The 13962-nt window shown below is 66.7% G+C and carries 13 protein-coding genes; 4 read left to right on the forward strand and 9 right to left on the reverse strand.

Annotated features, from left to right (window positions below; all coding sequences use genetic code 11):
- Window positions 1–95 precede the first annotated feature (95 nt).
- From glyS to VHA82_RS09800, 6 genes are all read right to left on the reverse strand, one after another.
- A complete protein-coding gene (glyS, locus tag VHA82_RS09775) occupies window positions 96–2201 on the reverse strand; it encodes a glycine--tRNA ligase subunit beta (RefSeq protein ID WP_325542970.1) in 2106 nt (701 codons plus the stop codon).
- A 1-nt stretch (window position 2202) separates the two neighbouring features.
- Window positions 2203–3108 carry a glycine--tRNA ligase subunit alpha gene (glyQ, locus tag VHA82_RS09780; RefSeq protein ID WP_325542972.1) on the reverse strand — a complete coding sequence of 302 codons (906 nt, stop codon included), beginning with the start codon at window positions 3106–3108 and terminating at the stop codon, window positions 2203–2205.
- Between the two features lie 55 nt (window positions 3109–3163).
- A complete protein-coding gene (lnt, locus tag VHA82_RS09785; RefSeq protein WP_325542974.1) occupies window positions 3164–4696 on the reverse strand; it encodes an apolipoprotein N-acyltransferase in 1533 nt (510 codons plus the stop codon).
- Window positions 4696–5580, reverse strand: coding sequence for an HlyC/CorC family transporter (locus VHA82_RS09790; protein ID WP_325542976.1), 885 nt, complete (start codon window positions 5578–5580; stop codon window positions 4696–4698). The genes lnt and VHA82_RS09790 overlap by 1 nt, the downstream gene beginning before the upstream one ends.
- Before the next feature lie 66 nt (window positions 5581–5646).
- Window positions 5647–6306, reverse strand: coding sequence for a GNAT family N-acetyltransferase (locus VHA82_RS09795; RefSeq protein WP_325542978.1), 660 nt, complete (start codon window positions 6304–6306; stop codon window positions 5647–5649).
- 87 nt (window positions 6307–6393) lie between these two features.
- Window positions 6394–6876, reverse strand: coding sequence for an Lrp/AsnC family transcriptional regulator (locus tag VHA82_RS09800; protein WP_325542980.1), 483 nt, complete (start codon window positions 6874–6876; stop codon window positions 6394–6396).
- Between the two features lie 84 nt (window positions 6877–6960).
- Here VHA82_RS09800 and hppD point away from each other — a divergent pair, with 84 nt between their 5' ends.
- Window positions 6961–8091 (forward strand): 4-hydroxyphenylpyruvate dioxygenase, encoded by a 1131-nt coding sequence (gene hppD / locus VHA82_RS09805; RefSeq protein WP_325542982.1) that lies wholly within the window; start codon window positions 6961–6963, stop codon window positions 8089–8091.
- A gap of 9 nt (window positions 8092–8100) precedes the next feature.
- Here hppD and VHA82_RS09810 read toward each other — a convergent pair whose 3' ends face one another.
- The 3 genes from VHA82_RS09810 to VHA82_RS09820 form a co-directional block, all read right to left on the reverse strand.
- On the reverse strand, window positions 8101–8760 hold the full coding sequence (locus VHA82_RS09810) for a Crp/Fnr family transcriptional regulator (protein WP_325542984.1): 660 nt from the start codon (window positions 8758–8760) through the stop codon (window positions 8101–8103).
- A gap of 43 nt (window positions 8761–8803) precedes the next feature.
- Window positions 8804–9466 (reverse strand): LuxR C-terminal-related transcriptional regulator, encoded by a 663-nt coding sequence (locus tag VHA82_RS09815; RefSeq protein WP_325542986.1) that lies wholly within the window; start codon window positions 9464–9466, stop codon window positions 8804–8806.
- A 101-nt stretch (window positions 9467–9567) separates the two neighbouring features.
- Window positions 9568–10479, reverse strand: a complete 912-nt coding sequence (locus tag VHA82_RS09820) for an esterase/lipase family protein (protein ID WP_325542988.1) — start codon at window positions 10477–10479, stop codon at window positions 9568–9570.
- A gap of 73 nt (window positions 10480–10552) precedes the next feature.
- Between VHA82_RS09820 and VHA82_RS09825 the strand changes: the two genes are divergently transcribed.
- Genes VHA82_RS09825 through VHA82_RS09835 form a run of 3 tightly spaced genes read left to right on the forward strand, consistent with a single transcriptional unit; the run spans window position 10553 to window position 13954 of the window.
- Entirely contained in the window at window positions 10553–11296 is a 744-nt protein-coding gene (locus tag VHA82_RS09825) for an FFLEELY motif protein (protein ID WP_325542990.1), read from the forward strand.
- Window positions 11297–11344: 48 nt separating this feature from the next.
- Window positions 11345–13033 carry an AMP-binding protein gene (locus VHA82_RS09830; protein WP_325542992.1) on the forward strand — a complete coding sequence of 563 codons (1689 nt, stop codon included), beginning with the start codon at window positions 11345–11347 and terminating at the stop codon, window positions 13031–13033.
- Between the two features lie 6 nt (window positions 13034–13039).
- Window positions 13040–13954: an MBL fold metallo-hydrolase gene (locus tag VHA82_RS09835; RefSeq protein ID WP_325542994.1), complete on the forward strand. Its 915-nt coding sequence runs from the start codon at window positions 13040–13042 to the stop codon at window positions 13952–13954.
- Window positions 13955–13962 lie beyond the last annotated feature (8 nt).

The following is a 13962-nucleotide window of genomic DNA, read 5'->3' on the forward strand; positions in this document are numbered from 1 at the left end:
GACGGCTGCTGCCCGGCGATGAATCGCCAAGGTGAACCGATCGATGTCCCGGTGGCTTCGCATGATGCGATGTTGCGTGAGGCCCGCCGATCGCGTCAAGTCGCAAGCCGCGACAAGTCCGCCACGCGGTTCATCGCCTGATGCAGCGTCGCCAGCAGCCCGAGCCGGTTCAGCCGCAGGTCGGCCTCCTCGGCATTGACCATCACGCCGTCGAAGAACGCATCCACGGGGCCGCGCAGTTGCGCAAGCGTCTGCAGCGAAGCGGTGTAGTCGCCCGACTCGAACTGCGAGCGGGCGTGCGGCGCGATGCGCTGCGTCGCCGCGTAAAGCGCCTTCTCCGCATCTTCCTTCAGCAGTTGCTCCGCCACATGCGGATCGGCCTTCTGCGCCTTCTTCAGGATGTTGCCGATGCGCTTGTTCGCCGCAGCCAGCGCGGGCGCCTCCGGAAGCGCGGCGAACGCCCGCACCGCGGCCAGCCGCTTGGCGACATCGCCCAGGCGTTCGGGTCTGAGCGCAAGCACCGCATCGACTTCCTGCGCGCTGTAGCCCTGCTCGCGCAGAAGGCCCGCGAGCCGTTCGTAGATGAAGTCGGCGAGCTGCCGCGCCGTGCCTTCCGGCGCCTGCGCGAAAAGACCGAGCGCGGCCGTGACGAGCCCGCCGAGCGAAAGCGGCAGGTCCCTTTCCATCAGCATCCGCACGATACCCAGCGCGTGGCGGCGCAGCGCGAACGGGTCCTTGTCGCCGGTGGGCAACTGTCCGATGGCGAAGAGGCCCGCGAGCGTCTCCAGCTTGTCGGCAAGCGCCACCACGACGCCGACGTCGTTGCGCGGCAGCACATCGCCCGCGAAGCGCGGACGGTAGTGGTCTTCGATCGCCATGGCGATCTCGTCGCCCAGCTTGTCGTGCCGCGCGTAGTAGCCTCCCATCACGCCCTGCAGTTCCGGAAACTCGCCCACCATGTCGGTGAGGAGGTCCGCCTTCGCAAGACGCGCCGCCGTATCGGCGGCATGGGCCAGATGGTCGCTTCCGAGCTGCGCGCCGATCACCTTCGCGATGGCCCGCACGCGCTCGATGCGCTCGCCCTGCGTGCCGAGCTTGTTGTGGTACACGACCTTGGCAAGGCCCGCAACGCGCGATTCGAGCGTCTTCCTGCGGTCCTGATCGAAGAAGAACTTCGCATCCGCCAGGCGCGGGCGCACCACGCGTTCGTTGCCGCCGATCACCGCGCTCGCATCGGCCGGGCGGATGTTGCTCACCACGAGGAACCGGTTCGTGAGGCGGCCCTTCGCGTCGAGCAGCGGAAAGTATTTCTGGTTGGCCTTCATCGTGAGGATGAGGCATTCCTGCGGCACGTCGAGGAATTCCTTTTCGAATTCGCACACGAGCACGTTGGGACGCTCCACGAGCGCCGTCACTTCGTCGAGCAGGGCGTCGTCTTCGACGGGCTTCGCGCCGCCGCCCACTTGGACGGCAGCTTCCATCAGCTGGCGCGAGATCGCTTCGCGGCGCGCTTCGAAGCCGGCGATCACGGCGCCGTCGCGCTCCAGGGTCGCGGCGTAGCTGTCCGCATCATGGAGCGTGATCGACTGCAGCGCGGCTTCGAAGCGGTGACCATGCGTCGTGCGGCCCGCGCGCAGCCCCAGCACTTCGACCGGAACGACGTCGCTGCCGTGCAGCGCCACGAGGGCATGGGCCGGCCGAACGAACTTCACGTCCGTCCATCCGTCGGCGAGCTGGTAGGTCATCACCTTCGGGATCGGCAGCTTCGCGATCGATTCGTCGAGCGCTGCCTGCAGGCCCTCGGCAAGCGCGATTCCGGGCACCACCGTGTCGGCGAAGAGCGTTTCGGCCTTGCCTTCGACCCGCCGCTTCAGGTCCGCGGCCGCATCGGCGGCAAGCCCCAGGCTCTGCAACTTCTTCAGCAGGGCCGCGGTCGGCCGGCCGTCCGCTCCCAGGCCCACGCTTGCGGGCATCAGCTTCACTTCCTGGTGACGATCCGCGCTGCGCGCCAGCACATCGGGAATCCACACGGCAAGCCGGCGCGGGCTCGCGAACACTTCGCGATCGGGCTCGCCCGGCTTCAGACCGCGACGCACGAGGCCATCGACGATGCCATCGGCAAATGCGGCGCCCAGCGCCTTCAGCGCCTTGGGCGGAAGTTCCTCGACGAAGAGTTCGACCAGAAGATTCTTCGCGGACATCTCACGCCGCCTTTTTCTGCAGCTCGGCCACCCACTCGCTCGGCGCCATCGGGAAACCCAGGCGTTCGCGGCTTTCGTAGTAGCTCTGCGCGACGCTGCGCGCGAGGTTGCGGATGCGGCCGATGTAGGCCGCGCGCTCGGTCACGCTGATCGCGCCGCGCGCATCGAGCAGGTTGAACGTGTGCGCCGCCTTCAGCACCTGCTCGTAGGCAGGCAGCGCGAGTTGCTCGCCCATCAGGTGCTTCGCCTGCTTCTCGTGCGCCCCGAACGCCGTGAAGAGGAACTCCGCATCGCTGTGCTCGAAGTTGTAGGTCGACTGCTCCACCTCGTTCTGGTGGTACACGTCGCCGTAGGTGAGGCCTTCGGTCCAGGTGAGGTCGTACACGTTGTCGACGCCTTGCAGGTACATCGCGAGGCGCTCGAGGCCGTAGGTGATTTCGCCGGTGATCGGCTTGCAGTCGATGCCGCCCACCTGCTGGAAGTAAGTGAACTGCGTGACTTCCATGCCGTTCAGCCACACTTCCCAGCCGAGCCCCCATGCGCCGAGCGTTGGATTTTCCCAGTCGTCTTCGACGAAGCGGATGTCGTTTCGCTTCAGGTCGAAGCCGAGCGCTTCGAGCGAGCCGAGATAGAGCTCCAGGATGTTCGCGGGCGCAGGCTTCAGCACGACCTGATACTGGTAGTAGTGCTGCAGCCGGTTCGGGTTCTCGCCGTAGCGGCCATCTTTCGGGCGGCGGCTCGGTTGCACGTAGGCGGCCTTCCAGGGTTCCGGGCCGATGGCGCGCAGGAACGTGGCGGTGTGGGAGGTTCCCGCGCCGACTTCCATGTCGTACGGCTGCAGGAGGGCGCAGCCTTGGGCATCCCAATAGGACTGCAGCTTGAGGATGAGTTGCTGGAAGGTGAGCATAGGAAGCCTTCGATTGTATGAGGTGGGGTCACGGGCACACCGGGGCGCCCGTTGGCTACCCCGCCCGGCGGCGCAGACGGAAAAGGCAGGGAACGCCCAGCGCGAGCAGCCACAGCGGCCACAGGCCCGCGCGCGCCGCCCACCACGCGTACGGCGTGATCCCGCGGCCACCCGCCACCTCGCCCAACAGCACGCCGCGCGTGAGCCGCGGCAGCATGTGCGTCACGCGGCCGTGCGCGTCGATGATCGCCGTTGCACCCGTGTTCGTCGCGCGCAGCATGGGGCGCTCGAACTCGATCGCGCGCATGCGGCTGATCGCAAGGTGCTGGTCGATCGCGACGGTGTCGCCGAACCAGCCGATGTTGCTCATGTTGACGAACACCGTCGGGGCGCTCGCTTCGTCCTCGAAGCGTGCTGCGAGCTCCTCGCCGAAGAGGTCCTCGTAGCAGATGTTCGGCGCGATGCGTTCGCCCTGCCAGGCGAACGAGGGCTGCACGAGCGCGCCGCGGCCGAAGTCGCCGAGCGGGATGTTCATCATGCGCGTGAACCACCTGAACAGGGGCGGGATGAATTCGCCGAAGGGGACGAGGTGATGCTTGTCGTAGCGGTAAAGCCGCGGCTGCGCCTTCAGCCCGATGACGGAGTTGGTGTAGCCCGCGTCGAAGCTGCCGAGCGGAAGGCCGACCAGCGCCGCCTGCCCGGAAGCAGAAAAGTGCTCGCCGAGCTGCTTCAGATAACCGGCGGGCAACTGATAGGGCAGCAGAGGAATCGCGGTCTCGGGGGTCACCACGAGCGGCGCCGTGACCGCGAGCAGTTGCTGCCGGTACCAGTCGAGCGCGACAGGAACTCCCGTGCCCGGCTCGAACTTCTGGTCCTGCGGGATGTTGCCCTGCAGGAGCGCGACGCCCAGTGTTCGCGTCGCCGTGACCGGGGCCGGACGCTGGGCGGCCCAAGGCAGCACCGCGATGACGAGAAGAGCAACACCGGGGACGACCCATCGTCGCCGGGCACCCGGCGCGTGCCGATCCAGGGCTTGCGCGAGCATCGCCGCCAGCGCGGCCGCGACGAAGCCGATGCCGTAGACGCCGGCCCAGGGCGCCAGGCCCGCGAGCGGCCCGTCGAGATGCGCGTAGCCGCCAGCGCCCCAGGGAAACCCCGTGAACCAGCATTCGCGCGCCAGTTCCGCCGCGAGCCACGTGCTCGCGAAGACGAGGACGCGCCCCACGATCGTCGAGCCGCTGCACAGCACGAACGCGCCGCACGCGGCCGCGTAGTACGTCGCAAGCAGCATGGCCAGCAGCAGCACGGCGGCGCCGGCCATGAGGGAGGGCAGCCCGCCGTAGACGTGCATCGAGATGTAGAGCCACCAGAACGTGCCCGCAAGCCATGCCGTCGCGAAGGTCCAGCCCAGCAGCGCCGCCGTCTTCCATTGCGCGACACGCTGCAGCAGCGCCGCCAGCACGGCGAGCGAGCCGAGCTGCAGCCACCACCGCGGCTCGCCGTCCAGAGGAGATGCAATCGAAGCCGCCTGCGCGAGGCCGGCTGCGAGCGCGAAGAGTAAGGAAGCGGGCCGCGCGCTCGCGCGCATCACGAGGCCGTGTCGCCGGGCGCTTCGCCGGGCGAGACCTTGAACCAGCGCACGGCGCCGCCCTTCGTATGGAGCACGACGAAGTCCAGCCCGCCCAGTGCGTGGCGCTCGCCCCGCTTGGGCACATGGCCCATCTCGTGCGCGATGAGGCCGCCGATCGTGTCGAACTCCTGCTCGTCGTCCGTGGGCACGATCTGCACGCCGAACGCTTCGTTCACGCGCTCGATCGAGGTGTCGCCCGCGACGCGGTAGGTGCGGTCGGCCAGTCCGAAGATGTCGCCCTCGTTCTCGTCTTCGATGTCGAATTCGTCCTCGATCTCGCCCACGATCTGCTCCAGCACGTCCTCGATCGTGATGAGGCCCGCGACCCGGCCGAACTCGTCGATCACGACCGCGAGATGATTGCGGTTGCCACGGAATTCACGCAGCAGGTCGTTCAGCTCCTTGCTTTCCGGCACGAACGTGACCGGCCGCAGGAGCGCGCGCAGGTTCAGCTCGGGCGCGCGCTGCAGCTTGAGCAGGTCCTTCGCGAGCAGGATGCCGATGATGTTCTCGCGGTCGCCCTCGTGCACCGGAAAGCGCGAATGCGCGGTGTCGATCACGACGCGCAGGATTTCGTCGTACGGCGCATCGATGTCGATCAGGTCCATGCGCGGCGCGGCAACCATCACGTCGCCCGCGGTGAGCTCCGCCATGCGGATCACGCCTTCCAGCATCACGCGCGACTCGGGCGCGATCACCTCGTTGTCTTCGGCGTCGGCCAGGGTTTCGATCAGCTCGGCCTTGGAGTCCGGTCCCGGGTGGATGAACTCGGCGACTTTCTGCAGGAACGTCCGCTTGTCGGGCCTTTCGGCGGATGCTCGCGCTGGGTGGGGGTCTGACACAGCCTCAGAAGGCGGCAGTTGAGGAATCGATAGGATACCCCGTTTGCATGACAGCGGTCCGCGGTTTCACGCCCCCGACTTGTGGCGGGCCTCGCGCACCCCTTGCCGGACCTCCTGCAGCGTGGCGAGGAACGCAAGGAACGCCTTCGCCTGCAGTTTCATGCGGTAGTCCGTCTGGGCGAGCTGTTCGTCCACGATTTCGCTCATGCGGCTGTCGAGCGTAGCCGGCGGCAGGCGCAGGTACATCTCCGTCTCCGCGCCGGCGCGCTCGAGCGTGGCCCCCGCTTTGCGCGCGATCCGGATCATCGCCACGTTTTGCGAGAGCGCGTGGATGAAGAGCATCTCCACGCCTTCGTTGCGCGCGTGGACGATCGCGCGGTCGAACAGGCGCGAGCCGTAGCCCCGGCCGCGCGCCTTGGCGAGCACGGACACGCCGAACTCGGCGCAGGAAGGCGAGTTCGCATCCCGCAGATAGGCCAGGTGCGCCCACGCGATCAGTTCGAGCTTGCGGTTGTAGATGCCGAAGATGTCGTCCCGATCGAAGTCGAGCTGGTCCACGTAGCCGCGGATCTGCTCGTCGCTCGCGGGATAGCCGAAGCGCAGGTAGCGGTCGTCGGCATCGAGCGCGATCAGGTGCGTGGCGAGTCGTTCGCGGTGGCCCGGGCCCAGGGAGCGGATCGGGACGATCGCCGGCGCCTCGGCCTTGCTGTCTTTGGAATCGGCCATGGAGGCAATTTAAGGGTTTTCCCGCATTCCGGTAGCTCGTCACGCCGCGAGAAGGTAGTTCTACCTACCGAAATTAAACCGAAACAGCTAAACCGGAACGGCCGTCGTGGTTTTCACGCGATCCAGCACGAAGCTCGTCTTGCAGTCCTGCACGCTCGGATGCTTCAGCAGCGTCTCCATGATGAAGCGGCTGTAGTGCGCCATGTCTTCCACCAGAACGCGCAGGAGGAAGTCCATCTCGCCGGTGAGCGCCGCGCATTCCACGACTTCGGGCCAGGTTTGCACGGACGCGCGGAACAGGTCCATCGGGTTGCGCTTGTGGGCTTCCGTCTGCTTTTCCAGGCGCACGTTGATGTATGCGGTGAGACCGAGTCCCACTGCCGCGGGCTTCACGAGCGCGACGTAGCGGTCGATGACGCCGACTTCTTCGAGGCGCTTCACGCGCCTCAGCACGGCGCTGGGCGAAAGCCCGACCGCGGCGCCGATCACTTCGTACGTTTCGCGGCCATTGACCTGAAGGCTGCGAAGGATCGCACGGTCGAGCTTGTCGATTGCAGCAATCCCGGACATGGCGCAAATTTACTGCATGCCGAGGCCGCTGCCTGCCCGATTTCGGCGGAAAAGTGATCGCCCACCGGACTAGAGTGTGGCTCCATGAACGCGAGCCTGCCCACCACCTCCGCCGCCGCCGTCACCGCCTGGGAGAACCCCATGGGCACCGACGGTTTCGAGTTCATCGAATATGCCGCGCCCGATCCGCAGGCGATGGGCGAACTCTTCGAGCGCATGGGCTTCACGGCGATCGCGCGGCACCGCCACAAGAACGTGATCCTTTATCGTCAAGGCGGTATCAACTTCATCGTCAACGCCGAACCCGACTCCTTCGCGCAGCGCTTCGCCCGCCTGCACGGCCCGAGCATCTGTGCCATCGCGTTCCGCGTGCGCGACGCGAAGGCGGCGTACGAGCGCGCCATCTCGCTCGGCGCCTGGGGTTACGCGGACCGGGCCGGACCGGGCGAGCTGAACATCCCGGCGATCAAGGGCATCGGCGACTCGCTGATCTACCTCGTGGACCGCTGGCGCGGAAAGAACGGCGCGCGGGAAGGCGACATCGGCAACATCGGCTTCTATGACGTCGACTTCGAGCCCCTCGCACAGGCGCAACTCGATCCCGCCGGCATCGGCCTCACCTACATCGACCATCTCACGCACAACGTGCATCGGGGGCGAATGAAGGAGTGGGCCGACTTCTACGAGCGCCTCTTCAACTTCCGCGAGGTCCGCTACTTCGACATCGAGGGGCAGGCCACCGGCGTGAAGAGCAAGGCCATGACGAGCCCCTGCGGCAAGATTCGCATTCCGATCAACGAGGAGGGCAACGAGAAGGCCGGGCAGATACAGGAATATCTGGACATGTACCACGGCGAGGGCATCCAGCACATCGCGCTCGGCTCGGACAATCTCCACGCCTCGGTCGATGCCCTGCAGCTGAATGGCGTGCGCCTGCTCCAGACGAGCGACACCTATTACGAACTGCTGCCCGCGCGCATCCCGGGCCTGGCGGAAGACGTCGAGGCGCTCAAGCAGCGCAACATCCTCGTGGACGGCAGGCCGGGCGACTTGCTCTTGCAGATCTTCTCCGAAAACCAGCTCGGGCCGATCTTCTTCGAATTCATCCAGCGCAAGGGCAATCAGGGTTTCGGCGAAGGCAACTTCAAGGCGCTGTTCGAGACGATGGAGCTCGACCAGATGCGCCGGGGCGTGCTCGAGGCAACGAAGCCCTGATGGCCCCGTTCACCAGCGCGCGGGCAGCTTCTTCTTCAGCGTGATCCGCTTCACGCCCAGTTCCACATAGCCGCCCCGCTCGAGGTCCTTCAGCAGGCGGCTCACCATTTCGCGCGAGGCGCCCACGCGGCTCGCGAGGCTCTGGTGCGTGATCGGCGCGATGAGGATGGGCGCCTCGGGCTTGCCGGTGCCGTGCTCGCCTTCGAGCGTCGCGATCACGCGGCCGTAGACATCCAGCAGGGCGATGTTGCGCGCCGTTTCGGTAGCAAGGCGCGCGCGCCGGATCACCTGCGCCATCAGCTCGAGCGCGAATTCCGGTTCTTCGGCCACATGGTCGCGCACGGCGGCGCGCGTGATGAGCGCGCAGGTGGTCGGCTCGAGTGTCATCACCGAAGCCGAGCGAGGCCCGCCGTCGAGCGACATCTCGCCGAAGTAGTCGCCTTCGCCGATCGTGCCGTAGGTGATCTCGCGGCCGCTCTGGTCGGTGGAAAACGCCTTGACCGAGCCTTTCAGGACGATGAAAAGCGTATCGCCGACGTCGCCTTCATGGATGATGATCGTGTTCTTCTTGAAATTGCGCATCATGCCGCGCAGGGCCAGTGCCCTGAGTGACGGCGTGAGCGAGGCAATCTGCGCATCCAGCGATGCGGCAGCAGGCATGGCGGTCATTGGCGTCCCCCTTCGACGCCGATGACTCTAGCATGACCCCGCTTTAGTGAACCGCTTCCTGCCGCAAGGCCGGCACGACCGGGGGCAGCAAGGCGACGCGCTTCACCAGCTCGCGCACGCCGCTGGAGCGCGTCTTCGCGCAGAGGCTTCGCACGTGACTGCGCACGGTCGACACCGCCACCTGCAGCTGCTCGGCGATTTCGGGGGCGGAAAAGCCCTGGCACAGGATGCCCAGCACAAGCTCCTCGGTGTGGGTCAGCCCGTGACTGCGCGCAAAGAAGCAAAGCATCAGCGATTCGCACACGCTCGCACGCGCGAAGACGAGCGCGGCCCGACGCACACTCGAATGCACACCGGAATGCACGCCGGAATCGGTCTTGAGCGGCAGCACGGCAGCGGAAAGCACGGGCCCGGTGCCAAGCGCCAGCGCGACCAGGCTGCGCTTGCCGTCCCCGGCTTTCGCGAGCGCTTCCTGCAAGGACCGTGCGTCGTCGCCATGCAGGGTCTGCAGCACGCGCGCTCCTTGCTCGCCCACTTGCCGGCGGGCGAATTCATTGCACGCCGCCTGGTTGGCGTACAACATCCGGCCCTCCAGGTTCACGACGACCACGCCGTGCGCCCATTCGTCCATCAGCTGCGCGAGGCCCGCGCCGAGGCCCTCCGTCCCCGGCGCGGCGCCAGCGCCCGACACCCCCTCATGAAGCATCCCCACTTCCATTTCGTTCCCCCAACCTCTCTGTTGCGCAAAGCATAGGTCGGCGGCCCTTGCGGCGGCGGTGACTTTTCGGCCCGGTTCCTGTGACGGATTCACATCCCCAGCGCGAGCAGCAGCGTTTCGTCCATGACACGCGGATGGAATGCGAGGTCCACATGGGCCGCACCGAGCACGAGCCGGTTGTCCGCGCCGGCAAGCGTGGCGGTGGATGCGGGAAGCACGATGTTGTCGCAATGCGTGTACCAGCATGTGAAGGGCGGCCGCGGCCGACCGGCTTCGTCGGCGGCAAGTTGCAGCAGCCACGAGCCGCCACGCCGCATCTGGCTGCCATTGATGACGTGGCTGAAGCGGGCGAGCCAAGTGCCGGCGTGAGGGCTCGCGATGGTGATGACGCGGTGTGCCCGCGACGCATCGGCAGCCTTGCGAAGCCATGCGCGGGCCGCGAGGCCGCCCATGCTGTGGCACACGAGCACCGGCGGCATGCCGGTGGCGCTTGCCACGTCTCGCACCGCGCTTTCGATGATCTCGGCGTAGTCGTCGATCGAGCCGAAGACCGGTTCGAGATTCACCGCGACATAGGCGTGCCCTCGCTTGCGCACTCGCTCGAGCCACGGTGTCCACAGCCCGCGGTTGCAGACGAAGCCATGGATGAAAACGATGCCGCGCTTGCCTCGCGTGTGGGAACCGAGATCGTCCGGCACCGCGCGCCAGCGAAACGGTTGGCGCCAGTAGAAAACCCGTGGCGCGCACCACACCTCGGCCCACCAGGCGGCCGCCAGCTCCGCGGGCGACGGACGAGGCGCCGTATCGCCGCGGCTCACGAACCAGACCAGGATGCCCTCCCAGGCGAGCACCCACGCATGGGCGAATGCGATGACGAGGACGCCCGCCACGGCGTTCACGGGCGACGCGCGCCAGTGCGTGACGAACCAGGCGAGCGCAGCGGCCGCCAGGGCGGCAACCAGCGCTTGCTGCAGGCGCGCGAGGCGGGAGGTGGGCGGCATCGGGCGAGTATCTCCCGAGCACGGAATGCGCGCTCAGGGGGTGCCGCACACTGGATAGACTTGGCACTCATCCATGGAAGCCGCCCAGAAGATCCGCCAGGCCGTGGCCGACGTGTCGCTGCTGCGCAAGTCGTGCAGTGCCGATGCGGCGCTGCACGACGGCGTGAAAGCAGTCAAGCGCACTCAGGGCTCGCGCTTTGCGGGCACTTACCGGGATCTGCTCGCGGGCGGACCTTTCGCGGCGCCGACGCGCTTTTTCCTCGAGGAGCTCTATGGCGACGCCGACTACACCGAGCGCGACGCGCAGTTCGCGCGCATAGCGGGGGCCATGGAGAAATTCTTCCCCGCCGACGTGACGGATACCGCGGTCGCGCTCGCCCGGTTGCACGCGCTCACCGAGGACCTCGACTTTCGCATGGGCCAGGCGTGGGTGGGCGCCGACTTTGCTGCGATGCCGCCCGCGCAACGCTACGTGGCCGCGTGGCGAAGGGTGGGACGCCGCGCGGACCGCGAGGCCCAGCTGCAGGTGGTACTCGGCATCGGCAACGAGATGGCACGGCTTACGCGCCTGCCCGGCCTGCGCCTCATGCTCAAGATGATGCGTGGGCCGGCGGCCGCCGCGGGCATGGGCTCGCTGCAGCGCTTCCTGGAGACCGGCTTCGACACCTTCTCGTCCATGGCGCAGCGCCCGGGCGGCGCCGAGACGTTCCTGTCGATCGTTCGCGAGCGCGAAACGAAGCTGATCGCGATGCTTTTCGACGCCGACCTGGTCGCATGCGAGGCCGAGCTGGCGCTCGCGTTAGGACAAGCCCCCTGATAGCCCCGAGGCGGGAGCCCGACAATGCGAGGCTCGAAGGAGCAAGCAATGCATGACAGGCCCTGGCTCGCCAGCTATCCCGAAGGCGTGCCGCACGAAATTCACCCGGAACAATACGGATCGCTCACGCAGCTTTTCGAGGAGTCGTTCCGCTTGAATGCGGCGCGCCCGTTTTCGGTCTGCATGGAGCGTTGGACGAGCTATCGCGAGCTGGACCAGCTTTCGCAGTCGCTCGGCGCCTGGCTGCAGTCGCGTGGGCTCGAGCCGGGCGCGCGCGTCGCGCTCATGCTTCCCAACATTCCGCAGTTCGTGGTGACGCTTGCCGGGGTGATCCGCGCCGGCTACACCTGCGTCAACGTCAATCCGCTCTACACCGCGCGCGAGCTCGAACACCAGCTCGAGGATTCCGGGGCGACCGCGATCGTGATCCTGGAGAACTTCGCGCACACGCTCTCAGAAGTGATCGACCGGACTCGGGTGAAGCATGTCGTGATCGCTTCGATGGGCGACCTCCTCGGATTTGCCTACGGCACCTGGATCACGTTTGCCGTGCGGCACATCGCGAAGATGGTGCCGCCCTACAAGTTGCCTCTTTCCGATGGACGCACCGCCACGCCGTTCCGGACCGTGATCGCGCAAGGCGCGAGCATGCCCATGAGGGCCGTGCCGCAGACGCTCGACTCGATCGCGTTCCTGCAGTACACCGGAGGAACGACGGGGCTTTCCAAGGGCGCGGTGCTCACTCATCGCAACATCGTCGCGGCCATCCTGCAGGCCGAGGCGTGGTTCAAGCCCGCGCTTGGGCGCGTGGGCGACGTGAGCAGAATCAACACCGTTGCCGCCCTGCCGCTTTATCACATCTTCGCGCTCGGGCTGTGCCTGCTCGCGATTCGCTGGGGCGCGCGACTCACGATGATCCCGAATCCGCGGGACATCGGGCAATTCGTCGAGGTGTTGAAGAAGCGACCGTTTCACGTGCTGCCGGCCGTGAACACGCTCTTCAATGCACTTCTGATGCATCCCCAGTTCCGCTCCATCGACTTCTCGCAGCTGTGCGTTTCGCAGGCGGGTGGCATGGCGGCTTCGGAGGGGACCGCCCGCGCATGGCAGAAGGCCACGGGGTGCCCGATGGTGGAAGGCTGGGGCATGAGTGAAACGTGCGCCATCGGCACCGACAACCCGATCATGAGCAAGTCGTTCTCGGGCACGATCGGTCTGCCGCTGTCGAGCGTCGACATCGCGATCAAGGACGACCAGGGAGCGACGCTGCCGACCGGCAGCGATGGCGAAATCTGCATCAAGGGACCGAACGTGATGCCGGGCTACTACAACCAGCCGGAGGAAAACAGCAAAGCGTTCACGGCCGACGGGTTCCTGCGCACGGGAGACATCGGGCGCATGGACGAGCGCGGCTACATCCGCATCGTCGACCGCAAGAAGGACATGATCCTCGTGAGCGGCTTCAACGTGTTCCCGAACGAGCTGGAAAACGTGGTCTCGCTGTGCCCCGGCGTGGTGGAGTGCGCGGCCATCGGCGTGCCGGACGACATGCAGGGCGAAGCCATCAAGCTGTTCGTCGTGAAGAAGGAGCCCACTCTCACCGAGGACGACCTGTGGAAGTTCTGCCGGCAGAACCTCACCGGCTACAAGGTGCCCAAGTACATCGAGTTTCGCGACGAACTGCCGAAGACGAACGTCGGCAAGATCCTGCGGCGCGAGTTGCGCGCGGGGAAGTAGGCGTCGATGCAGGTGCTTCCGACCGGAATGCAGGTCTTCGAGCGAGGGTGGCTTTCCGCGAACAACATCCTGTTCATCGATCCCACATGCACGGTGCTCGTCGACAGCGGCTACTGCACTCATGCGCAGCAGACCCTGGAGCTGGTCTCCCACGCACTGGACGGCCGCCCGCTCGATCTGCTGCTCAACACGCACCTGCACAGCGACCATTGCGGCGGGAATGCGGCTTTGCAGGCGCGCTATCCTGATCTCGAAACGCGGATACCACCCGGCGAGGCACAGGCGGTGCGCACGTGGGACGAGGAAGCGCTGAGCTACCGCCCGACCGGTCAGTCCTGCCCGCGCTTTCGATTCGATGGCCTGCTCCAACCCGCAACGTCCGTGATGCTGGGCGGCCGGGATTGGCAGGTCCATGCCGCCCCCGGGCACGATCCCGATTCGGTGATGCTCTTCGAGCCCCGATCGCGCTGCCTGCTTTCCGCCGACGCGTTGTGGCGCAACGGCTTCGGCGTGATCTTCCAGGAATTGCAGGGCGAGGACGCGTTCGGCGATGTCGCCGGTACGCTGGACGTCATCGAATCGCTCGCGCCCGCGGTGGTCGTGCCCGGGCACGGCGCGGTATTCACGGACGTCCGCGAAGCCATCGATTCGGCCCGTTCGCGGCTGGCCGCGTACGTGAGCGATCCGCGCAAGCACGCGGCGCATGCCGCCAAGGTCCTGCTGAAGTTCAAGCTCCTGGAATGGCAGCGGGTGGCTCGCGCCGAATTCATCGGATGGGCATGCGCGACGCCCTATTTCCAGCGCGTTCAGGAGCGATACTTTGCCCAGCGCCCCATGGTTGAATGGCTCGGCAGCCTTCTGGATGGGCTCGTGCGCTCGGGCGCCGCGGCGCAAGCCGGTGACTACGTGTTGAACGCATGACAAGGAGT

The sequence above is a fragment of the Ramlibacter sp. genome, assembly GCF_035548915.1.
Classification (GTDB): Bacteria; Pseudomonadota; Gammaproteobacteria; order Burkholderiales; family Burkholderiaceae_C; genus Ramlibacter.